The following is a 22,794-nucleotide window of genomic DNA, read 5'->3' on the forward strand; positions in this document are numbered from 1 at the left end:
ATGCTCTATCCGCTTATCCGCAAGTTTATGAGAAGAAAGCGCTGAAGCGGTCCGGTCATTATAAAATAAGCGTGGAACCGGCGCTTATTTTATTTTATACTGCAGGCTTTTTAGTATCCGCAGATGACTTTTGCTATACTTGTAGACAGAAAATAGATAAAAGGGGGGAGAGTTTTGGAAGAATGGGATAAATCGAGAGTAGTCCGCTTTTTCGGGGGCCGGGGACTTCTTTACATACTTGGAGTGCTTCTGCTCATCGGTGTGAACATCGCCGTGTATTCGAATATATCCTTTATATTCGACCCGTTGTTCGTTTTTATAGAGACGGTAGCACTACCGATCATTCTGGCCGCCGTCGTATACTATCTGCTCCGACCTGTCATCTCCCTGCTCGAAAAAACCGGTATCCCCCGCATCTGGGGCATACTGATCACCACCATAATCGTTGCGGGGCTGATCACCCTGCTCGTCTTTCTCGTCATTCCGTTTTTTGAGCAACAGTTCATGAAAATGGTGGAGGAACTGCCTGATTACGTTATGCAGGTGGCGGAAGGGCTGGACGAATGGCTTAAAAACTCCATATTCGCCTCCTATTATAACGATCTGTTCGGTGATTTCTCACAGACGCTGAATAACCTTCCCGAAAACTTGAGTACTTATATCGGGGACGCGCTTTCCGGAATTACGAGTATTATATCGGCGGTCACTACTATAGTTATCGCTATCATTACACTGCCTTTCATCCTGTTTTACCTGCTCAAGGATGACCATAAGCTTCCGGGTGCGATGCTGCGCATTCTTCCACCCCGTACACGGCCGGAAATGAAAGAGATGTTCCGGGATATCGACCGGCAACTGGCTGCCTATATCCAGGGGCAGATTATCGTCAGTTTCTGTATCGGTCTCATGCTGTACATCGGATTTCTGATCATCGGCATCGATTACCCGGTAGTTCTTGCGGGGATCGCCAGCGTGACGAGTGTCGTTCCCTATCTCGGACCTACGATAGCAATCACTCCCGCACTCATTATTGCGCTCGTGACTTCCCCGTTCATGCTTATAAAGCTTGTACTCGTATGGACTGTAGTTCAGCTTCTGGAAGGCAAGTTCATTTCCCCGCAGATCATGGGGAAACGGCTCCACGTCCATCCGGTCACGATCATTTTTGTTCTGCTCACTGCCGGCCATCTGTTCGGTATCATCGGAATTATACTGGCCATCCCCGGGTATGCGATATTGAAAGTTATCGTTTCACATTTGTTCCACTGGTTCCAGAGACGTTACAACAAATTTGCAGTCGGAAACGATAAATACGACCTTTAGTTTCAAAAAAATCATCTTTTTTCCGAAAAAAAGATTTAACAGCAGAAGAAGAGGGAAAGAAAATAAAGACAAATTTGAAACGTTCAGGTCTGCTTTTCGTATACACAGTAGAGGGGTCACGGTCATACTTTTTTTGGATGAGGTGAGGCAACAGTGAAAAAACTGGATGAATTGATTCACGATTTGCGTAACATAGGTGTGGAAGTGGAAAAAGTATACAAGCTCTCAGAGGGGAAATAAAGACGCTCATCACGAGCGTCTTTATTTGGAAAAAATTTGGTTTATGAATACACGAAAAAGGAGAGGAGAAGGATATAGTGCTTACGAAATGGATATTTACAGAAAGACAGGCCAGTCTCATCGAAAAAGCGGAACGAATTAAAGAAACGGCTTATGCGCATGCCGAAGAAGCGGACGAAAAGGCTTCCTTTCCGGACGAGGTCATGGACAAAATCAAAGAGGAACAGTATCCTTCTCTGCCTCTGGTACAGAACTTGGGAGGAGAAAACATAACTTTGTACGAATTTCTGCTGATGCAGGAGAAAATCGCCGAAGGGGACGGTTCTGTCGCTCTTTCCATCGGCTGGCACATGGGAGTCATGATGGAACTGCGGGATGAAAGACCGTGGCAGGAAGAAAGGTTGGACCGGCTGATGAAAGAAGTGGCCGGGGAACAGAAAGTACTTAACCGTATCGCCTCCGAACCGGCTACCGGAAGTCCGACACGTGGCGGCATGCCGGAGACTGTGGCGAGAAGGGAAGAGAACAGCTATATACTGAACGGCAGGAAGACGTTCGCTTCTCTTGCCGATCATCTTGATTATTATCTTGTTTCTTCTTACGTGGAAGACATCGATACGATAGGCTGGTTCCTTATCCCGAAACAGACGGCGGGCGTGTCCGTCGAGAAAACATGGGACACACTCGGCATGAGAGGTACGGAGAGCGACGATCTGCTGATGGAGGATGTGAAGATTCCGGTGGACGCTCTGGTGGAAACGAAGTCCTCGAAGCCTCCTGTACCAAAAGGATGGCTGCTTCACATACCGGCCTGTTATCTCGGAATCGCTGTAGGAGCCCGGAACGAAGCTGTGGAATTTGCGAAAAATTTTCAGCCGAACAGTCTCGACACCCCGATCAGCGAAGTGCCTCATATTCAGGACAAAATCGGGACGATGGAGTGGAAACTTCTGCAGGCTCACAGTTTCCTCTATGATACAGCAAGGAAGTGGGATGAATATCCGGAACGGAGAAACGAATGGGCAGAGGAACTGGGGGCCGTGAAGTTGGCGGTCACCAATGCCGCCCAGGAAGTGGTGGATCTCGCTATGAGAATCACCGGAGGCCGCGGCCTTTCCAGGCGTCAGCCGTTCGAAAAATATTACAGAGATGTAAGGGCAGGTCTTCATAATCCGCCGATGGACGACGCTGTCATCAGCATGCTCGCCAAAAACGTATAATTTTTGCAGAAATGAGCATAAAATAAAAGAGGGCCGGTCGAGGTCCTCTTTTGTTATTCGAATTCAGTTTAGTGCGTCTCTCTGTCCCCGACATTCTTCTCAAATGTATCGTACGTACGGCGCCACGGGGAATCTTTCGTTACGTATATGACCCACCATATTAGGAGAGGCTGGAAAAGCGGTCGCAGCCAAAGAGCAGTGAGACTGGTATTTTCCGTCCACGGAGCCGGCACCTGCTGGATGGCTGCGTAAATGTTAGCCGGCAGAACTAAGACAAGGAATACGGCTGTGGCGAGCCCCGCCGCCTTTCTCGTATGCGGGAAAATAAGCAGAAGGGAGAGCAGCCATTCCGTAATTCCTGTAATATAAACGAGCTCGTAGCGGAAAGGGAGAAATTCGGGAATCATAGCCGCAAACCCGCTGTCATAAATAAAGTGAAGAATCCCTGCGGAAAATAGCGCGCCTGCAAATAAGTAAAGGCCGATCGTTTTGATCATCGGAGACAATCCTTTCGTGTTGGATTTATAATACTGTTATTCACTCAGTTCGGTTATAATAAGTATAGGTCTATTACATTTTTTTAAGGAGAAGATTAACGATGAAACTAATGAAATACTGGCTGCTTACGGGCGTTGCGCTGGTGATGTTCCTTTCTGCCGCCGTTTCTGTACAGGCTTCGAATTCCAACAGTATTAATGAGAAACTCGGTCTGCCTATTGTAGTGTATGGAGATGCCTTATCTGAAAGCCAGAGGTCGGACGTCAGTGACCTGCTGGAGACTTCGAAACATGAACAATTGGACGAATTTACAGTGACAGGCCAGGATATAGCCGAATATATCGGCGGAAATCCCAATTCCAACATGTACTCCTCGGTAAAAATCATTCATCAGGACAGCGGCGGGCTGAATGTCGATATTGTAAGTCCCGACAACATTACAGAAGTTACCCGGGAGATGTACGAAAACGCCCTGCTGACAGCGGGAGTGGAAAACGCTGAGGTGCTTGTAGCTTCATCAGTCGCTGTGAGCGGCCATTCGGCACTGACAGGCATTTACAAAGCGTACGATGCGAAAGGTGCTTCTCTCGATAAAGACCGGATGCAGGTGGCAAGTGAAGAACTGGATGTAGCCACTTCCATCGGGGAGAAAGAAGGAATAAGTCAGGATGAAATCAGCAGTCTGCTTACGGAAATCAAGAAAGCTATTGCCGAGCAGAACCCTGCCACCCGGGAAGAGGTGAAGCAGATTGTAGAGACGCAGCTTGATTCACTGCAAATCGAGCTCAGTCCGGAAGACAGAAAAAGGCTGACCGATCTATTCGATCAGATGAGAAATCTGAATATAAACTTTGATGAAATGCAGAGTCAGCTGGATGATCTGGCCAGCGGCTTCCAGGATCTCATCAATGACGAAGGATTCTGGAACAACATGAAGACAGCTGTCCAGGACTTCTTTCGGTCCCTTCGCAATTTCATCGATTCGATTCTGAATTGACAGTAAAGAGAAGCGCTCCACAGGCGCTTCTCTTCTCTTTTCTAATTGTTTTCCACTATTTCTGCATCTTCTACTATTTGTTCGTAAGGGACGTCCTGGATTCCGTCATAATATTTCTTCACTGTACCTTTCTCGTCAACAAGAAAGAACTGAGTACCGTGAGTTACCTGCTCCTCACCTTCCGGCTTATCTACGATAATATGGAAACTTTCTTTGGCGAACGATTCGATGGTCTGCTGATCGTAACCGGTGACGAAAGTCCAGTTGGAAAAGTCTGCTCCCTGTTTTTCACCGAAAGATTGCAGTGTTTCCGGATCATCGACGGTAGGGTCGACACTGAAGGAAACGATTTCCGCGTCCACCCCTGCTTCTTCCAGCTTGTCCTGGAGCTGCGCCATATTTCTTGTCATAGGCGGGCACACGGTATTACAGGAAGTGAAGACGAAGTCAGCGATCCAGACTTTTCCTTCCATATCTTCCATACTGAAGGATTTATTTTCGTGGGTAGTGGCTTCCAGACTGCCGGTTTCCCAGTCTACCGGATCTTCAAGTTCTTTCTGGCCGCATGCGGCAAGGAATAAAGTGAATAATATTAAAATCCATAGTTTTTTCAATGGGGATGAAGCTCCTTTCCATATGTATCTTTTATTAGTGTAACTACTCGCGTGACGATGTACAATGAACAAATTGAGAACTTTCACTTTTTCTCCACATTCCCTGACCTGCATACGCCGGCGCTTCTAAACGGAAGTCTCCGCTTTTCTTTGTCCAGCTTCACCACCCAGAAGTCCGCGGTCCAAGCCGTAGCTTCTTTTTCAGGAAAGGCCGCCTGAAAAGCGAACCTCCAGCTTAGCCCGGAACTTCTAAACGGAAGTTTCCGCTTTTCTTTGTCCAGCTGCAACTTCCAGAAGCTCGTGACCTAAGCAGTATCCTTATTTTCGGGATAGGGCACCCGAAAAGTAAGCCTCCTGCTTACGCCAGCGCTTCTAAACGGAAGTCTCCGCTTTTCTTTTGTCCAGCTCCGCCATTCAGAAGTCCGTAAGATAAGCTGGCCCTCCTGTTTCGGGATAGAGCACCCGAAGCCCGGAGTACCTGCTTATCTTAGAACTGCTAAGCGAATGGCTCCGCTTTTCTTTACACCTGTTCGATGTGCAGATATACTGTTACGAAACGATAAGCGGAGGGGTTTATTCATGAGAGATTCATCATTTTTCACTAAAGTTGTTCATCATAAAGCTGACCAGACGGCTGCTGTCCACAGTAAGGCGACGCCTATTTACCAGACTTCGGCTTTTACGTTCAAGGATCTGGATGATCTGGAGAAGTATTATGAAGGAGAGACATCCTACCTTTATTCCAGGGAAAGAAACCCGAATCCGGAAGAGCTGGCCGAGGGGGTTGCTGCTCTTGAAGAAGGAAGCGCGGGAGTTGCTGCAGCTTCAGGCATGGCAGCGATATTTGCGGGAATTCTTTCCGTCGTAAAGCCCGGTGATCATATCGTAGCTGCTGAGGATGTGTATGGCGGGACGCACAATCTTCTCTCTCATGAATTGCCCTCTCTCGGTATTGAAGTAACGCTCACATCTTTCCGTGACCAGGAAAGCATAAAAGGGGAAATACGTCCGAACACGAAATTGCTTTATTCGGAATCGGTGACGAACCCGTTTCTCCGGGTGGAGGATATGACGGTTCTTCAGGAAATAGCCGAAAAAAATGACTTGAAAATCATGATAGATAATACGTTTGCCACGCCGTACCTGCTGAGGCCACTGAAGCAGGGCGCCGACCTCGTCGTACACAGCGCTACGAAATATCTGGGCGGTCACAGTGATGCGACAGCAGGAGTACTTACGGGAGAAAGAGAGCTCGTGGAGAAAGCACGCCAAAAGATCGTCTCCCTCGGCTCTAACCTGAGTCCGTTTGAAGCATGGCTGACGTATCGCGGTACGAAAACGTTGGGAATCCGTATGGATAAACAGTCCCGGAACGCTCAGGCTCTTGCAGATGCCATGCAGAGAAATGCAGATGTGGAGAAGGTTTATTACCCGGAAAACGTATCGGCAGAAGGCAACGGCGCCATCGTTACGATAGCTCTGAATAAATCTATAGAGATGAACACCTTCTACCGGACGCTCGGCTGGATCAAAATTGTGCCGAGTCTTGCCGGAGTTGAAACGACCGTTTCCGTTCCTTCCCGGACGTCTCATCGTGCCCTTTCCGCTAAAGATAAAGAAAGATTCGGAATCGACGACCACGTTGTCCGGGTCTCTGTCGGGATTGAGAGTTCGGACGATATCTCCGCTCAGTTGGAACAGGCGATCGAAGCCTCTAAATAAGAATTTTCTAAAAATTGTTGACTTTTTCGGATGCTTCCGTATATAATGCAAAGCATACCATTTAATTGAATAGCGACTCTTATCAAGAGCGGCTGAGGGACTAGGCCCTGCGAAGCCCGGCAACCTTCAAACATCGGTTTGAAAAGGTGCCAATTCCTACAGATCTTAGAGGTCTGAGAGATAAGGGGAGGATGTAAATATATTTAACGTAAACCTCTTCTTATCGAAGGGGTTTTTGTTTATATCTCCTCACTCGGACCCTCTGTCATATATTATACAGGAGGGATTTTTCATGACTGAGCAATTTAAGAATTACGATTTGGACACGCTTGCCCTGCACGGGGGACAGGAGGTCGATCCGGCAACGGGTTCGAGAGCCGTACCGATCTATCAGACGACATCCTACGTATTTGATGATACCGAGCACGCCAGGAACCTGTTCGGTCTCGAGGAGCCCGGAAACATTTATTCAAGAATCGGCAACCCGACCGTAGATGTTTTCGAGAAAAGAATCGCTCTTTTAGAAGGCGGTACGGCTGCTGTGGCTACCGCTTCCGGAATGTCCGCTATTGCGTATTCCATACTGAACGTCGCCGGAGCAGGTGATGAGATTGTGGCGGCAAGTAACCTGTACGGAGGAACGTATAACTTATTTGCAAAAACGCTGCCGCGTTACGGTATTGAGGTGAAATTCGTCGATCCGGAAGATCCCGCGAACTTCAAAAAGGCGATTACGGAGAAAACGAAGGCGGTCTTTGCGGAGACGATCGGTAACCCGAGCCTGCACGTGCTTGATATTGAAAAAGTATCCGAAATTGCCCATGAACAGGGAGTGCCTCTGATTATAGACAATACGTTCGCGAGTCCGGTCCAGTGCAAACCGCTGCAGTGGGGGGCGGACATCGTCGTCCACTCGGCGACAAAATGGATCGGCGGTCACGGGACAGCTATAGCCGGGGTAGTCGTGGACGGAGGGACCTTCGACTGGGCGAACGGGAAATTCCCCGGCTTCACGGAGCCGGATGACAGCTACAACGGTCTCGTTTATTCGAGAGACCTCGGGGAAGTGGCATTTGCTACTAAATTCCGGGTGCAGCTTCTCAGGGATATGGGAGCGTGCCTCAGTCCTCAAAACGCTTTCCTTCTTATTCAGGGGCTGGAGACACTGTCTTTACGCATTGAACGTCATGCGGAAAATTCCCTGAAAGTGGCGAAGCATCTGCAGGCGCACCCGGATGTGGAGTGGGTATCCTATCCGGGCCTTCAGGAGCATCCGGCGCATGAACTTGCCGATAAATATTTGCAAGTCGGCTACGGAGCTATCGTTAACTTCGGTATTAAAGGGGGAAGAGACGCCGGAAGGAAGCTGATCGATAACGTCTCTCTCTGGTCTCACGTTGCGAACGTGGGAGATGCGAAGTCTCTGATCATTCACCCGGCATCCACTACCCATCAGCAGCTCTCCGTGGAAGAACTGGCAGCGAGCGGAGTGTCAGAAGAACTGATTCGTTTGTCCGTAGGTATCGAATCGGTGAAGGATATCATCAATGATCTGGATGAATCGATTAAGAAAGCGAGGTCTGGAGTAGCTGTAGGGGAGTCCTGAGACTTTGGGCTGCGCCTGAACGCGAAATAATGTATGCGTCCGAAAAGCACCGGTTTTGCATCTGGACATTTAGGGGAAAGGATAGGTAAGAGTCCAGTTTACAAAATGGGGTGAAGTCATGTTTTATTCGCTGACGTTTCAAAAGATTGTTCTGTTCGCAGCAATAGGTCTTATTATAGGTGGATTAATCGGTTTTGCAGGAGTACTGGGATTTGATCTGGATGGATCCATCTTCATCATTTCCGTACTGCTCAGCATGCTTCTCGTATTTGCTGCAGCAATGTTTGCGGAACTGTATCACATCCGGGAAGCGATCAACCGCTCCCGCAACCGCTAAGCGAGTCCGTTCAGACGGCTCGCTTTTTCTTTGGTATATTTATGTTACAAAAGAAACCAGGGGCTTAGTACAAGCAGCAGAAGATAAAATATTAAAATTACAGAAAAAACGATATAGCTTAATTTTGTCAGCTTTTTAAAAATGATGAAGAAAGTCGCCAGTACGGTTAAAATAATGCCCAGCGAATAAAGCAGTGCCATATGGATGTCCCCTCTCCTGTATGAATATACGTATGTATTTCTATTGTTGCAAAGGAAAGGTTTGCAGCTGTCCGCTTTAGGGAAACGGGAAGGAACCGGCTACAGTCAGGAGCGTGGGCCATGATCGAATTGTTGTTTGGAGCTGTTTCCCTGGTGTGGCTGATGGAGTTCCTCGTATACTCCTCGCCCGCGTCCCGGCAATCGGAGAAAGTATCTTTCTGGTATATCTTTTCAGCCATGCTCGTAGCAGTGGCAGTGATTCTTGGAGTCGATATGTGGAAAGTGGACATCCCGGCAGTGAAATGGACGGGTCTCTTTTTTTACGGAGCCGGCGTAACGCTGCGTCTTTCGGGTATTATGCATTTGAAAGAACAGTTCACAAGGAACGTAAGCGTAAGAGAAGGTGATCATCTGGTCAGCAGCGGCCCGTATCGCATATTGCGTCATCCGCTATACACCGGGCTGTTAAGTATTGTCATCGGTTTTGCGCTCAGTAACGGCAGTCTGTTCGGACTTCTCGTCGGAAGCGTTCTTATAGCCGCAAGTCTTATATACAGAATTACACTTGAAGAGGCGATGTTGAGGGCACAGCATGGTGATGAGTATGTGCAATGGTGCAGAAGAAGATATAGGCTGATCCCTTTTCTTTATTAATATGGAGGTGCTAAGTATGGCGAATCAGAAAGCGATAGTAGTAGGAGCAGGTCTGGGCGGTATGTCGGCAGCTATACGATTGAAGGCGGACGGTTATGATGTAACGGTTCTCGAGAAAAACGAAAATATCGGCGGAAAACTGAATCAGAGATCCGGGAAAGGGTTCACTTTTGACACGGGACCTTCCATCCTCACCATGCCCTGGGTCCTCGAGCAGCTGTTCGAAAGCGTGCATCGTGACATCCACGATTACATAACTATAAAAAGGGTCGAACCTCAGTGGCGGACTTTTTTTGAAGATGGCAAACAGCTTGACGTAACAGGTGATCTGCCTACGATGCTTCAGGAGATGGCCAAGGTGACGGACCGCCCGAACAGTTCACTGACAAGCTTCTTATCGTACAGTCAGGATATGTATGATCTTTGCCTGAAAAGCTTCTACAAATACAGCATCTCGGGTCTTGGCGATCTCAGAAAACATCATTCTTTCAAAGAGCTCATGCAGATGGATCCCATGAAAACGGTGGCTAAAGCGAACCAGGAGCATCTGGACAACAAGCATCTGGAACAGTTGTTCAATTTCCTCGTAATGTACGTCGGTTCCAATCCCTACTCCGCACCCGCAATTTTGAACCAGCTGGCGTATGTGCAGCTGGGGCTCGGCATCCATTATGTCGAAGGAGGCATGTATCAGATTGCGGAAGCAATGGGTAAAGTGATGGAAGAACTGAAAATAGACGTTCATCTTGAGACATCTGTCTCTCACATAGTGACAAAGGGAGAAGAAGTGACCGGTGTAGCTACTGCCAGTGGTACGATGGAAGCGGATGTCGTCGTTTCCAACCTGGAGGCGATTCCTACGTACCGGTACCTTGATGGCACGAAGAAAGGGAAGAAAGAAGCGAAGCAGCTCGAGAAAAAGTACGAACCGACAGTTTCGGGGCTTGTATTATTACTGGGAACGAACAAAAAGTTCGAACAGCTCGGACACCACAACTTCTTCTTCTCCGACGACCCCGAGAAGGAATTCAGGGAAATTTTCGATAAAGGGAAGCCGGCTGAAGACCCGACCGTCTATATAGGTGTGTCGTCCAGGTCGGATGAAACCCAGGCCCCGGACGGGAAGGATAATCTGTTCGTTCTCACCCACGTGCCTCCCCTGGAAACGAAGAAGCGGAAAGGCTGGGACTGGGAAGCATACAGAAAGACGGTCATTGAGAAACTTGAACGTATGGGGCTTGAAGGTCTCGAGGACTCCATCGATTTTGAATACCAGTTCGCACCGGAAGATCTCGAATCTCTGTACGGGGCAAACGGCGGTTCGATTTATGGTGTCGTAGCGGACAAGAAGTCGAACGGCGGCTTTAAAGTCCCGGCTCAGAGCGCTCTTTACGATAATCTCTACTTTGCCGGAGGTTCCACGCATCCGGGAGGCGGAGTGCCGATGGTCACGCTGTCCGGCCAACTGACGGCGGATTTAATCAAAAGCAAACAACAATAGTTAGGAGTTCACGTTTATGGCAGTCCTCATATTTTTAGGGTTTTTTGTTTCTGCAATCGCCACTTTTTTCATAGCTTCCAATCTTGCAGTGTTCGGCGATGCAGTAAAGGAGAAAACAAAAGCGACCTCTACTTTTGTGGGAGCTGTAATCGGCATAGCTATTTCTCTTCCGGAACTTACATCTAGTGTAACTGCAGTTTTCATCGATACGCCGGGTCTTGCAGTCGGTAATCTGATAGGGAGTAATCTTTTCAACCTTTTAGGACTTGCCGTCTTCGATATTATTTACCGAAAACATGAGATTATGACCCGGGCCACGGTGGAAAGTAAATTGTATGCCTATCTCGTCATTTTTCTTACTATGATCGTTATAGTTGCCGTATCTTTCCCGTTGCCCACCCCGTTTCTTCACATAAGTTATTCTTCGGTAGCTCTGGTTTTATTCTATGCAATCGGAGCCCGGCTGATCAATAAGCGTACGGAATACAAGGGACGTAAAGTGAAGAACGAAAAGAAACAGGATAGATACCGGCATTATACAAAGAAACAGGTACTCACCCGTTTTGTAAGTCTCAGCGTTGCCATTATGATTATGGGAAGCATTTTAACAGTTACGGCTGAGGAAATAGCACAAATCACCGGGCTCGGCTCTTCATTCATAGGAGCTTTCCTCGTCGCAATCAGCACCTCTTTGCCGGATGCGTCGAGTGTCGGTACCGCTTTGAAAATGCGGAACTACAATCTTGCCATCAGTTCTCTGATCGGCAGTAATGCCTTTAACATCCTTATCCTGGCCATTACTGATGTAATGTATTTCCGGGGAAATCTTTTCAGTGAATCGAGCCGGGTCAACGTAATTGTAGCTATAGCATCGATTGTATTTGTGCTTCTATTTCTGGTCAGTATTTCCAGAAAGAACCCGAAGTACCAGTTTACGTACATGATACCTTCTTTTTTGATTATAGTTCTTTACTTCGCCGTAACATTCTTTTCGTTCCAGATGAAATAGGAAAGTACGAAACAATATAAAAAAACCGAACCCCTGATCAGGGGCTCGGTTTTTTGCTTTTTATATGGCGGACTGCCCGTCTGAACCGCTGCAGCCTGAAATCTGCCCTCTGTAAACCTATTTCTTCCTGCCGAACGGGAACCACCAGTTCCAGTGTCCGAAAAGTTTCATGAGACTCGGTACGAGCAACAGACGGATAATCGTAGCATCGATAAAGATAGCGATGGCTATCCCGATTCCAATCTGCTTGACGGGAACTACACCGGTGAAGGCGAAAGCTCCTGTAATCACAATCATGATCAGGGCAGCGGACGTTATGATTTTACTCGTGTTCGCCACGCCTTCCACGGTGGAGTAGTGATTGTCTTTCGTTTCCAGGTAAAATTCTCTCATTCTTGATATGAGGAATACTTCATAGTCCATACTCAGACCGAATACAAGGCTGAAGACGATGACCGGGAGAATCAGAGCAATGTCCGACTCGTTCAAACCGAGATGGCCTCCCTGGAAGAGCCACACGAGAATACCGAACGTGGAAGCAAGACCTAAAATATTCATAAGAATCGCTTTGATCGGAATTAAAATAGACCGGAAGGCGAGCATCAGAATAAAGAAGGTGGAAACGATAATAATGGTCAGTACGAGCGGCAGTTTATCGAATATTTCATCGTATATTTCCTGGTTGAAAGCAGGAGAGCCGCCGATGCGCGCCTCTTTCTCATCTTTCCACTCTCTGACAAGGCTTTGAGCTTCTTCCGAATTGTCGGCTACGGAAAGATGGACCGGAAGGAGAAGCTTATCACCGGCGATGAACTGTTCAATAGCCGGTTCAAGAGCGCTTTTCGTCTGCGGGTTCTGAAGGGCAGCGTACAATTCCTCCGATGATCCGACATCGGCCGCCGAATATAGGGAGTCTACGCTATCCACGACCCCGGGATCCGAATAAGTATCGACCTTCTCTTTCATCTCTTCGAGTCCTTCTTTGCTGAGCCAGTCTCTTTCTTCGTTGACGACTACCTGAATCGTACTGTCGGAGTCGCTGAGGAAAGTATCTTCGATCGTTTCGTAGGCACTCCTCGAATCGTAGCTTTCGGGCAGCGCGTCAATCGTCGGGATAGAGACGCTCATGTTCGAGATCGGAATAACACCGATAAGCAGAACAATGAGAGATAAGAGCGCAGTCATTACCGGACGCTTCATAATACGTTTAGCGAAAGCTCTCCAGCGCGGTACGGTGTCTTTCTCTGCAGGAAGGACGCGCAGCTTGTTGATTCTCGGTCCGAGCAGCCGCAGGAGACCGGGGAGAAGCGTAAGTGACGTGAACACGGCGAGAGTGATCACTATAGTTCCTCCGAGCGCTATGTTCAGGAAGATGTCTACGTTAATGATACTCATCGCCCCGAGTCCGATGAATACACAGACCGCAGAAAAGATGATGGAACGGCCGGCCGTGCGGATCGTCGTCACAATAGCGTCATCAATGGACTGACGGGCCAGTTCTTCCCGGTAACGGTTGATAAACAGCAGGGCGAAGTCGATACTCAGCGCAAGTCCGATCATCGGAGCGATGTTCAGTATGAATACGGAAAGGGAAATACTTTCCCCGGCAAGTGCCAGAAATCCGAATCCTGAAACTACCGTCACTCCTCCGATAATCAGAGGAAGCACTGAAGCCGTCAACGTTCCGAAAGCTATGAGAAGAATCAGTAAAGCGAAAGGCAGACCGATCAGTTCAGCATTTTTCAAATCCGTCTGACTGGCTTTATTGATGTCTTCCGATATGACCGGCTCCCCGGTCAGTGTTACTCCGGACGTATCTTCCGTAATGGAACGGATTTCCGAGATTTCTTCGGTGAGTTCCGTACTTTCTTCATTAAAATTGACGGCAGCGTAAGCGGTGTCGTCCTTATACATATCCTCCACGTCGAGGGGTGACTGAATGGAAGATGCTATGTTCAAATCTTCTATGCTTGTAAGCGTATCTTCTATTTTTCCGTCGTCCGCCTGCTCGAATAACACGAGGATGGTCGATTCGGGACGATCGAAATCATCTGTAAGTATTTCCTGAACTTCTTCATATTCTCCGTCTGTGCGGAAACCGTCTCCTTCGAGGAGCGAGGGGAGGTCCAGGGCGAAATATCCAAGTACAACAAAAGCTATCAGCCAGAGGGTCAGTAATAAGGCCCGAAGCTTCACGATGCCATGTGCTAATTTTTTCATAAAAGTTACTCCTTTTTTCTTAGACTCCTTTCCTAATTGTACTCATCCGAAGGAAAGAAATAAAATATAAAGAGTTACCGGCATGAGAAATCGGGGAAAGGTGGAAGAAGAGGTGATAGTTATGGATTTACCCGAAGAAGTAATAGAGAGAGCGAAACGGAATATTGAACCTTTTGATACAGAAGGGTTCGTGCTCGGCAAGGGCCCGGTGCCGGCGGAGATTATGATGGTGGGGGAAGCCCCTGGGGAGAATGAAGTATATGACGGGGAGCCTTTCACAGGAAGAGCCGGGAAGGAACTGGATAAACAGCTGTCCTATCTTGGCTGGACGAGGGACGATGTTTACATTACGAGTGCTGTGAGAAGCAGACCATACAAGTGGGAAAAACGACCGAACTCGGAAGAAAAGCGGAAGGCGAACCGGAAACCGAACAAAAAAGAAGTGAAAGCTCATGCGGAACTTCTCGATTTACAGATAGAGACAGCCGAACCGAAAGTGATTCTTCTGCTTGGGGGAGTCGCGTATCAGAGACTTGTGGACGAAAAAGGAAAAATTTCCGAAGTGATCGGTGAAAGATTGGAGACACCGATTTTGAGATATGACCGGGACCAGGATACGTATATTCCTTCTGACGAAAAATATATCGTCATCCCGTTGTATCATCCGGCGGCCGTGTTTTATAACCCGGGAATACGAGACTCCATTTATGATTCTCTTGATCGTTTAAAAAGCTATCTGTAACGATAAACTCCCCCTGAATTTTCCGAAAGGAAAAATCAGGGGGAGTTATTGCACTTAAAAGATCGTTCACCGAGAGTTCGTTTCTTAAAGTAAAGGAGGGATTTTTTATTAAAAACCTCACTTTAATGAACAGTATTGTTTTCTTTGTGATCAATACTGTTCAAGCGTTTCAGTAGTCCGACTCCAAAGTCGCCATCCACGGTTTGGGGGGTATTTTCATTGAAAATGCTACCCGATCGTTCATAAGCGGAAGCACCATGTTCGTAAAAGTCGAGACCGGCGATTTCTTCACGTTGCGATACACGGATGCCAATAGTCTTTTTGATTATGAAGACACCAATAGACGTTGCGGCCATCGTCCAGACCGCTACAGCTACTATCCCTGCAGTCTGGATAAATAACAATTCGCCGCCTCCTCCGTAGAAAAGGCCTCCGTTTGTAGCAAACAACCCAACTGCAAGCGTCCCCCATGCCCCGCATATTCCGTGCACTGCGATTGCTCCGACAGGGTCGTCGATTTTAAATACACGATCAAACAATTGCACTGCTTCTACCAGGATGATGCCGGCGATGAATCCGGTGATGATCGCTCCTGTCGCTGAAAGGTCAGCAGCTCCTGCAGTGATACCTACCAGACCAGCCAGTGCGCCGTTCAAAGTAAGTGAAGCATCGATTTTTTTGAATTTAATTTGAGAATACATTGCTGAAGCGACGACTCCGGCGGAAGCGGATAAAAGGGTGGCTGCTATGACCGATGGTACAAGGGAAGGGTCAGCTGCTAATGTGCTGCCTCCGTTGAAACCGAACCAGCCAAACCAGAGAATGAAAACACCTAGCGCTCCGAGGGGGATATTGTGCCCCTGGATGACATTGGTGCGGTTTCCGGAATATTTACCAAGTCGTGGACCGAGGAACATAACGGTCGCCAATGCTCCTGCGGCACCTGTCATGTGAACGACGGTAGAACCGGCAAAGTCTACAAACCCAAGTTCGGAAAGCCACCCGCCACCCCAGACCCAATGTCCAACAATAGGATAGATAAGTCCAGTCATCAGTAGAGTGAGTAGCAGGTAGGCACTGAGTTTCATACGTTCAGCAACAGCGCCGGATATGATAGTGGCACAAGTTGCGGCGAACACCGCCTGGAACACAAAGAACCCGATTTGATCTTCATGGCCGCTAAGAAGAAAGCCGTCCAGACCTATGAATCCTCCTCCAGAGTTTCCGAACATAATTCCATATCCTACTAAGAAGTAAAGAATAGAAGCGATCGATATAGTCATAAAGTTCTTCATTAAAATGTTAAGAGCGTTTTTAGAACGGGTGAATCCTGATTCCACCATAGCAAAACCGGCGTGCATGAAAAACACAAGAAATGCGGCAATCATGACCCAGGCCATATCTATGGAAGCGATAGCAGCTTCTGGAGAGATGGTCTGAGCACTGGCAATTACCGGGAATATTGATGTCAACAACAATAACAGAGGGATAATTTTTTTCATGAGTCTGATCACCTTTCCTTAATGTAGTTTTTAGATGAGGGCAGATTTTCCTTTTTCGGCGGTTCTGATACGGTATATTTCCTCAATTGCGGAAATGAATATCTTTCCATCTCCCGCTTCATTCGTCGTGCAGATTTCCATGACTATTTCTACGATAGGATCGACTTCGTGTTCATCGACCACCATCTCCACCTTCACTTTTGGATACAATTTAATTTCATACTTTGTTCCCCGAAAGATCCCTTCTTTCCCTTTTTGCTGGCCACACCCTGCAACTTCTGAAACTGTCATCCCTTTCACACCTAGCTGGTCCAAATGGTGTCGTAAAGGCTGAAATGCTTCGGGACGAATAATTGCTTCGATCTTTTTCATTTAAAAATCCCTCCTTTGATGTTAACTTACCTAACATCTTAAGTAAGCTTAAAGTTACTATACACAAAATATTTAGAAAAATCAATTTAATTATGTAAGGAAAGCTGACATTAGTTTAAAAGGGGAATGTTTGTAAGGGCTCTCATTGTTGAAGAAGTAGGGTGTTGAAGCTTTATATTTTTTTCTTAAAAAATAAGAGACAGGCATAAAAGCCTATCTCTTATAAATCATCGAATCCATTATCTTCCGAAACTTTCGTGTACTGCCTTGATTTCTGTTCGAAGAAATCGGACTTCCCTTCATCGACGTTTTGATAGGCGCGTATCCAGCGCATCGGGTTTTTCCGGTGCTCCGGAAACGGTCGTTCGGCTCCCATCTGCTGGGCTCTTGTGTTGGCTGTAAAGCGGATGTAGCTGTCAAGATCCATCATCGGAATACCCGGGAAGTCCTCTCCGATAATGTGGTGAGCCCATTCAATTTCAAGTTCGGCTGCCTGCCGAAAAGTTTCTGTCGTGAACTGACGGAATTCCTCATCATTCAGCTGCGTCTGTTCTTTAAGCGTTTCGTTAAAGATACGTGAGAACAGGTGGACGTGGATCTGTTCGTCCCTGTTGATGTAGTTGATCATAGTGGAAGTGGAAACCATCTTCTGGTTGCGGGCCAGGTTATAGAAAAATGCGAATCCGGCATAGAAGAACAGCCCCTCCAGAACAACGTCATAAACGCAGGATTTCAGGAAATTCTCCGGTGAAGGGTCATCGATAAAGTCCTGATACCCGTCCGTAATGAACTGGTTCCGTTTCTGCAAAATCGGATCGTGTTTCCAGTAATCGAAAATCTCCTCCTGTTCCGCTGAAGGAACGAGAGTGGAGAGGATATAAGAATACGACTGGTTGTGTACGACTTCCTGAAAAGAGAGCACCTGCATCAGTGCCGCGAGACTCGAGTCCGTAAGATAGTCCGCGATTTTCCCCGAGTAATCCGTCTGAATAGAGTCGAGAAAAGCGAGGAGGCCGATAATCTTTTTGAAAGACTGCTGTTCGCGGTCGGAAAGCTCCGGCCACTGCTTCAGATCGTTGCTCATATTGATTTCGTCCGGAATCCAGAAGTTTTGCAGCATATTTTTATACATAGGGTAAGCCCAGGCGAATCTGGTGTCATCCCAATTAAGAACGTTGGATGTTTTTCCATTTATAATACCGGTGGAACGGTTCGGAGCATCGTAATCGACGAGTGTCCTTTTTTCTATAGTCATAAGTATAGACTCCTTTCAGAATTCAAAATGATAAGGCTAAGCGGAAGGCTAAGGGAATGGGGGGATCCCCCTGAGCCTCCCGCTTAACCTGGAACCCCTGAACGGGCGGTTCCGCTTTTGTTTTATCCAGCTTCACCACCCAGGAGTCCGCTGTCTAAGCAGTAGCTTCTTTTTCAGGAAAAGTCCCCTGAAAAACGAATCTCCTACTTAGCCCGGAACTCCTAAGCGGGCGGCTCCGCTTTTGTTTATCCAGCTGCAACTTCCAGAAGCTCCTGCCATAAGCCGTAATCTTATTTTCGGGGAAGGCCACACCCGAAAAGTAAGCTTCCGACTTATGTCAGCGCTTCTACCCGGAAGTTTCCGCTTTTATTTTATCCAGCTGCGCCATTCAGAAGCCCACAAGATAAGTGGTCTCTCCTCGTTCGGAACAGTTCATCCGAACCCCGGAGCGCCCGCTTATCTTAGAGCTTCTAAGCGAATGGCTCCGCTTTTATTTATCCAGCTTCAACTTCCAGAAGCTCCCGCCATAAGCCGTAATCTTATTTTCGGGGAAGGCCACCCGAAAAGTAAGCTCCCGGCTTATGTCAGCGCTTCTACCCGGAAGTTTCCGCTTTTATTTATGAAGAGCAGCTTTCGCATTCGTCATAGGTGCTGCCGGAGGTGGAGCGTGTGTAATACGTCGTTTTCAATCCTTGAGCCCAGGCGTCCAGATGAAGGTTCAATAAATCTTTGGCATGGATGTCATTTTGTACGTACAGGTTAAATGAGATGGACTGATCGATATACCTCTGTCTCCGGGCATTCTGAGCAATGCTCGTATGCTGGTCGATGTCATGGGCTGATTTATAGTACCAGTAATTTTCCGGGTTCAGATCCGGGGCCGTAACAGGAATCTTGAAGTCTTTCTTCTCCTCCGAATAGAATTTTTTGAAAATCGGATCGATACTGGCAGAGCTTCCGGCAATAAGGGAAGTGCTCGAGTTCGGAGCGACCGCCATAAGATAGCCGTTTCTCAGTCCGTTCCTGTTCACCTCCGAAGCGAGTGTTTTCCACTCGTCTGATGCCAGTCCGCGTTTTTCGAAAAAGGCACCTGTTTCCCAGTCGGACCCTTCGAACAGAGGATAACTCCCTTTTTCCCCGGCGAGCTCAGCACTCGCCCCGATAGTCAGATAGGCGATTTTTTCGTAAAGGTCATCGGCGTACTGGACGGCTTCCCCCGATTCCCAGGCGATTTTATTCTGCGCCAATAGATGCGCCCACCCGAACGTACCAAGGCCGATGCCGCGGTAGCGCTTGTTCGTCCGTTCCGCTTCCAGGACAGGGATGTGGTTCTCTTCGATCACGTTATCAAGCATCCGCACCTGGATCGGCACAAGTCTTTCAAGAGCATTCGCCGGTACGGCTTTGCCGAGGTTGATGCTCGAAAGGTTGCAGACGACAAAGTCTCCAGGGGTGTGCACGGTAATGATCTGTCCGTTTTCCGTGTACTGGGCCGTCTGCGTCGTGGCACTCTGGTTCTGGGTGATTTCCGTACACAGGTTACTGCAGTAAATCATGCCGGCGTGATTATTCGGATTTTTCCTGTTCACTTCATCCCGGTAAAACATATACGGCGTGCCGGTTTCGAGCTGTCCGATCATGACGCGTTTCATAATATCGATGGCCGGTACCTTCTCTTTGGACAGTTCCGGCTCACGTACGCAGGCTTCATAGCGGTCGCGGAACGTTCCTGCTCCTTTCTGTTCATCGAAAGAGTCTTCCAGAGAGAAGCCCATCTTCGTTCTCACTTCGTGAGGGTCGAACAAATACCAGTCCTGTCTGTCCCGGACGGCTTCCATGAAAAGATCAGGCACGGAAATTCCGGTGAACAGATCGTGGGTTCTCTGGCGTTCGTCCCCGTTATTCAGGCGGCTGTCGAGAAAAGAGAAGATATCTTTATGCCAGACGTCCAGGTAGACGGCGACGGCTCCCTGTCTCTGACCGAGCTGGTCGACACTCACTGCCGTATTGTTCAGCTGCTTCATCCACGGGAGGATACCGGAGGAGACGCCTTTGAAGCCTCGTATATCACTTCCCCGTGAGCGTATTTTGCCAAGATAGACTCCTATACCGCCGCCATGCTTGCTCAAATTCGCAATGGACGTGTTGCTGTCATAAATCGACTGCAGGCTGTCGTCCACCGTTTCGATAAAGCAGGAACTGAGCTGGCCGTGGGATTTCCCGGCGTTCGCGAGAGTCGGGGTAGCCACAGTCATATAAAGGTTGCTGAGCGCCCAGTAGGCCTCTTCGATGTAATGAAGGCGTGAGGAGGAACTCTCCCCGGCCATAAGATTCATCGCAATGATCAGCCATCTTTCCTGAGGGAGTTCCATCGTCTTCCCATCTTTCATTTTTGCAAGATAGCGGTCATCCAGTGTCTTCAGACCGATGTAAGTAAACTGGAGGTCTTTATTACGGTCGAGCAGAGATTCAAGCTCCTCCACTTCTTTTTTGGTATAATGGGTGAGCAGGGACGGGTCGTAAATCCCTTCCTGGACGAGCGCTTCCATCAGTCCGTAAAGGTCGGTATATGGACTATCCGTCCGCCGGTTTTTCATCGCTTCGGTGTACATCGTCTCCAGATGGGCCCGGGCGGCGACGTAGGTCCAATCCGGTTCGGTTTCGTCCATCTCCGCGAGTGTTTCCAGAACGACGGAAGTGCCGTCTGTGATTTTTGGGTAGACTTTTGAAAAATCGAGATCCGGGAATGTGCTCTGAAGCTGTTCGAGCCAATATTTCCAGTCCGCTGTTACGGTTGCTGACATAAGTAAGTCCTCCTTCAAGTACCTTTATAAAAAATAAAAAAATCCGCCCCCTGGACAGGAGCGGATGAAACCATGACACGAAATATGTACGCATCATCGTTTCATCTTCTCCAACCCCGAAAAAGGTGAAACTTTCCGATGAAAAACAGACAGGTTTCCTGGCTCGTATCCGATCTTACTCCAGCCCTTCCCGTAGTAATCTACAGTGGAGATGCTGTTTCGCGGATACTTACAGTTGCGGGGGCAGCTCCGGTTTCTTACCGGATTCCCTATTAAGCTCTGTGAGCATCTGTTTTTCAATCTATATATTGTGTTTTTTAAAATATAATTACTATATATTGATTCTATCATACATAAGATTAAATGAAATAACAAGGAGGAAAAAATAATGATCGATAAAAGATGGCATGAGAAAGCGGAAGAGAAGTGGGATAATTTTTCCGGAAACTGGGGTCAGAGAAGTGAAAAAATGTGGAAGGAAGGAAGCAGAAAAACGGTTCTTCCATTTATGCAGTCCTTCGTACCTGAAGGAGCTGAGGTTCTTGATATCGGATGTGGCGATGGAGAGGGGAGCGAGATGCTGAGACGCTCAGGGTACAATGTGACCGGTATCGATATTTCATCGAAAATGATCGAAATGGCAAAAGAGCGCTGGAGCGGTATCCACTTCCAGCAGGCCGATCTTGCCGACCTCCCTTTTGAAGATGCGACATTCGACAGCGTGATGGCCATCAACTGTCTGGAATGGGTCGCATCACCCCTGCACGGCTTGAAGGAAATCCACCGGGTTGTAAAACCTGGAGGGGTAATGGTTGCAGGTATCCTTGGTCCTGCTGCCGGCCCGAGAAGTAACAGTTATCCGAGACTTGAAGGGGAAGATATCGTATGCAATACGATGATGCCATGGGAATTCGAACGTCTGGCCGGCACTCACGGGTGGACGGTGGAGGGGATGTCTTCCGTACCTAAAGAAGGAGCTCCGGATAATCTTTCCACGCCTATGCTGGAACAGGCGGTCTCCTTCATGACGCTTTTCGCTTTGCGAAAGACGAACGGGGACGTCTCTGAACAAGGATGACCGCTGTCACTACAAGAATGAAACCGGCCAGCTGCCACGAAGTCAGAATTTCGCGGAAGACGAAAAAACTGAGGAGCGTGGCTGCCACCGGTTCAATGGTGGCTATAATCGAAGCCCGGCTCGACTCGATTTTCTCAAGCCCTTTCGTGTACAGCAGGAAGGCTAGAGTGGTGGAGAAGAGACCTATGCCGCCGATATTCAGCCAGACAGCGGGAAGAGTGAAAGTGCTTTTGATATCACCAAGTCCGGCAAATGGGAGAATGGCTATGCTTGCGAATACGAATGTATACACCGTCACCGTTACCGAAGAATACTTACGAAGGGCGTACGTTGCAAAAATGCTGTATAACGCATAAAAGAATCCGGACCCGAGCCCTGCCAGTACCCCGTACAGGGAGAGACTGAAATCGGAAAACGGAATCAGCCCGACGACGAGCGAGCAGCCGATGAGCGTGATGGCGAGTGCGAGAATTTTGTTTCCGGTAAAGAGTTCTCCGAACAGGAACCGGGAAAATATCGTAACGAAGGCGGGGGCGGTGTACAACAGGGTAACAGCGACAGCGATGGAAGTTTCCTCCATGGCTATAAATAGACAGAGGTTGAAGAATACGATGCTGATGATACCGGTGCCGATAAAATAGTGGCTGTCTTTCCAGTTAATCCGCAGGTCTTTCTTCCCGTTAAAATATGTATAAATGAGCAGCAGCAGAGCGGCACTGCTTACCCGCACGGCCACCACCTGGACAGGGGTGAAGCCGTAGTCGTACAGAAAAGTGACGAACAGACCGATGATCCCCCAGAGGGCAGCCCCGGCTGCGATGGAAATCATTGACATGTTTCTGCTCATGGTACCCGCCTCCCGCGCTAATAAGTAATAGTTCTTTCCATCTTACCAGTTCG

Annotated in this window: 19 protein-coding genes and 2 riboswitches; of the genes, 11 read left to right on the forward strand and 8 right to left on the reverse strand. The window is 48.1% G+C overall.

The features are described 5' to 3' along the window. The first annotated feature begins 174 nt into the window (after positions 1-174). Together CKW00_RS05865 and CKW00_RS05870 are read left to right on the forward strand one after the other, a co-directional pair. Entirely contained in the window at positions 175-1,323 is a 1,149-nt protein-coding gene (locus CKW00_RS05865) for an AI-2E family transporter (RefSeq protein WP_095821794.1), read from the forward strand. A gap of 317 nt (positions 1,324-1,640) precedes the next feature. Beyond that, on the forward strand, positions 1,641-2,783 hold the full coding sequence (locus CKW00_RS05870) for an acyl-CoA dehydrogenase family protein (protein ID WP_095821795.1): 1,143 nt from the start codon (positions 1,641-1,643) through the stop codon (positions 2,781-2,783). Between the two features lie 68 nt (positions 2,784-2,851). Here CKW00_RS05870 and CKW00_RS05875 read toward each other — a convergent pair whose 3' ends face one another. After that, positions 2,852-3,280, reverse strand: a complete 429-nt coding sequence (locus tag CKW00_RS05875; protein WP_095821796.1) for a DoxX family protein — start codon at positions 3,278-3,280, stop codon at positions 2,852-2,854. 101 nt (positions 3,281-3,381) lie between these two features. On the opposite strand from CKW00_RS05875, the gene CKW00_RS05880 reads away from it, so the two are divergent. Continuing rightward, a complete protein-coding gene (locus CKW00_RS05880) occupies positions 3,382-4,278 on the forward strand; it encodes a DUF1002 domain-containing protein (RefSeq protein WP_095821797.1) in 897 nt (298 codons plus the stop codon). Between the two features lie 41 nt (positions 4,279-4,319). On the opposite strand, the gene CKW00_RS05885 is transcribed toward CKW00_RS05880, so the two are convergent. Next, complete coding sequence (locus CKW00_RS05885) at positions 4,320-4,892, reverse strand: SCO family protein (protein WP_095821798.1); 573 nt, start codon at positions 4,890-4,892, stop codon at positions 4,320-4,322. A gap of 579 nt (positions 4,893-5,471) precedes the next feature. Between CKW00_RS05885 and CKW00_RS05895 the strand changes: the two genes are divergently transcribed. The 6 genes from CKW00_RS05895 to CKW00_RS05920 all read left to right on the forward strand — a co-directional run bounded on the left by CKW00_RS05895 (position 5,472) and on the right by CKW00_RS05920 (position 11,921). Next, positions 5,472-6,614 carry a trans-sulfuration enzyme family protein gene (locus CKW00_RS05895; protein ID WP_095821800.1) on the forward strand — a complete coding sequence of 381 codons (1,143 nt, stop codon included), beginning with the start codon at positions 5,472-5,474 and terminating at the stop codon, positions 6,612-6,614. 76 nt (positions 6,615-6,690) lie between these two features. After that, positions 6,691-6,801: riboswitch (SAM riboswitch) on the forward strand. Between the two features lie 105 nt (positions 6,802-6,906). After that, the gene (locus tag CKW00_RS05900) at positions 6,907-8,220 is read left to right on the forward strand and encodes an O-acetylhomoserine aminocarboxypropyltransferase/cysteine synthase family protein (protein ID WP_095821801.1); all 1,314 of its coding nucleotides are present in this window, start codon (positions 6,907-6,909) and stop codon (positions 8,218-8,220) included. 118 nt (positions 8,221-8,338) lie between these two features. After that, a complete protein-coding gene (locus CKW00_RS05905) occupies positions 8,339-8,557 on the forward strand; it encodes a hypothetical protein (protein WP_008590973.1) in 219 nt (72 codons plus the stop codon). A gap of 320 nt (positions 8,558-8,877) precedes the next feature. Further along, entirely contained in the window at positions 8,878-9,411 is a 534-nt protein-coding gene (locus tag CKW00_RS05910) for a methyltransferase family protein (RefSeq protein WP_095821802.1), read from the forward strand. A gap of 16 nt (positions 9,412-9,427) precedes the next feature. Further along, entirely contained in the window at positions 9,428-10,912 is a 1,485-nt protein-coding gene (locus tag CKW00_RS05915) for a phytoene desaturase family protein (RefSeq protein ID WP_095821803.1), read from the forward strand. 16 nt (positions 10,913-10,928) lie between these two features. Next, positions 10,929-11,921: a sodium:calcium antiporter gene (locus CKW00_RS05920; RefSeq protein WP_095821804.1), complete on the forward strand. Its 993-nt coding sequence runs from the start codon at positions 10,929-10,931 to the stop codon at positions 11,919-11,921. Positions 11,922-12,038: 117 nt separating this feature from the next. Here CKW00_RS05920 and CKW00_RS05925 read toward each other — a convergent pair whose 3' ends face one another. Continuing rightward, on the reverse strand, positions 12,039-14,141 hold the full coding sequence (locus CKW00_RS05925; RefSeq protein WP_095821805.1) for an MMPL family transporter: 2,103 nt from the start codon (positions 14,139-14,141) through the stop codon (positions 12,039-12,041). Positions 14,142-14,223: 82 nt separating this feature from the next. Between CKW00_RS05925 and CKW00_RS05930 the strand changes: the two genes are divergently transcribed. After that, positions 14,224-14,883, forward strand: a complete 660-nt coding sequence (locus CKW00_RS05930) for a uracil-DNA glycosylase (protein WP_233129727.1) — start codon at positions 14,224-14,226, stop codon at positions 14,881-14,883. A gap of 122 nt (positions 14,884-15,005) precedes the next feature. On the opposite strand, the gene CKW00_RS05935 is transcribed toward CKW00_RS05930, so the two are convergent. From CKW00_RS05935 to CKW00_RS05950, 4 genes are all read right to left on the reverse strand, one after another. Continuing rightward, positions 15,006-16,385, reverse strand: a complete 1,380-nt coding sequence (locus tag CKW00_RS05935; RefSeq protein WP_095821806.1) for an ammonium transporter — start codon at positions 16,383-16,385, stop codon at positions 15,006-15,008. 30 nt (positions 16,386-16,415) lie between these two features. Continuing rightward, the gene (locus tag CKW00_RS05940) at positions 16,416-16,757 is read right to left on the reverse strand and encodes a P-II family nitrogen regulator (protein WP_095821807.1); all 342 of its coding nucleotides are present in this window, start codon (positions 16,755-16,757) and stop codon (positions 16,416-16,418) included. 220 nt (positions 16,758-16,977) lie between these two features. Continuing rightward, positions 16,978-18,012, reverse strand: coding sequence for a ribonucleotide-diphosphate reductase subunit beta (locus tag CKW00_RS05945; protein WP_095821808.1), 1,035 nt, complete (start codon positions 18,010-18,012; stop codon positions 16,978-16,980). Positions 18,013-18,629: 617 nt separating this feature from the next. Then, positions 18,630-20,816: a ribonucleoside-diphosphate reductase subunit alpha gene (locus tag CKW00_RS05950; RefSeq protein WP_095821809.1), complete on the reverse strand. Its 2,187-nt coding sequence runs from the start codon at positions 20,814-20,816 to the stop codon at positions 18,630-18,632. 131 nt (positions 20,817-20,947) lie between these two features. Beyond that, positions 20,948-21,124, reverse strand: a riboswitch (cobalamin riboswitch). Positions 21,125-21,204: 80 nt separating this feature from the next. On the opposite strand from CKW00_RS05950, the gene CKW00_RS05955 reads away from it, so the two are divergent. Further along, positions 21,205-21,894 carry a class I SAM-dependent methyltransferase gene (locus CKW00_RS05955; protein WP_095821810.1) on the forward strand — a complete coding sequence of 230 codons (690 nt, stop codon included), beginning with the start codon at positions 21,205-21,207 and terminating at the stop codon, positions 21,892-21,894. On the opposite strand, the gene CKW00_RS05960 is transcribed toward CKW00_RS05955, so the two are convergent. Then, on the reverse strand, positions 21,839-22,741 hold the full coding sequence (locus CKW00_RS05960) for a DMT family transporter (RefSeq protein WP_095821811.1): 903 nt from the start codon (positions 22,739-22,741) through the stop codon (positions 21,839-21,841). The two genes, CKW00_RS05955 and CKW00_RS05960, sit on opposite strands and share 56 nt — an antisense overlap. Positions 22,742-22,794: the final 53 nt, after the last annotated feature.

The sequence above is a fragment of the Salimicrobium humidisoli genome (assembly GCF_002295105.1).
Classification (GTDB): Bacteria; Bacillota; Bacilli; order Bacillales; family Halobacillaceae; genus Salimicrobium; species Salimicrobium humidisoli.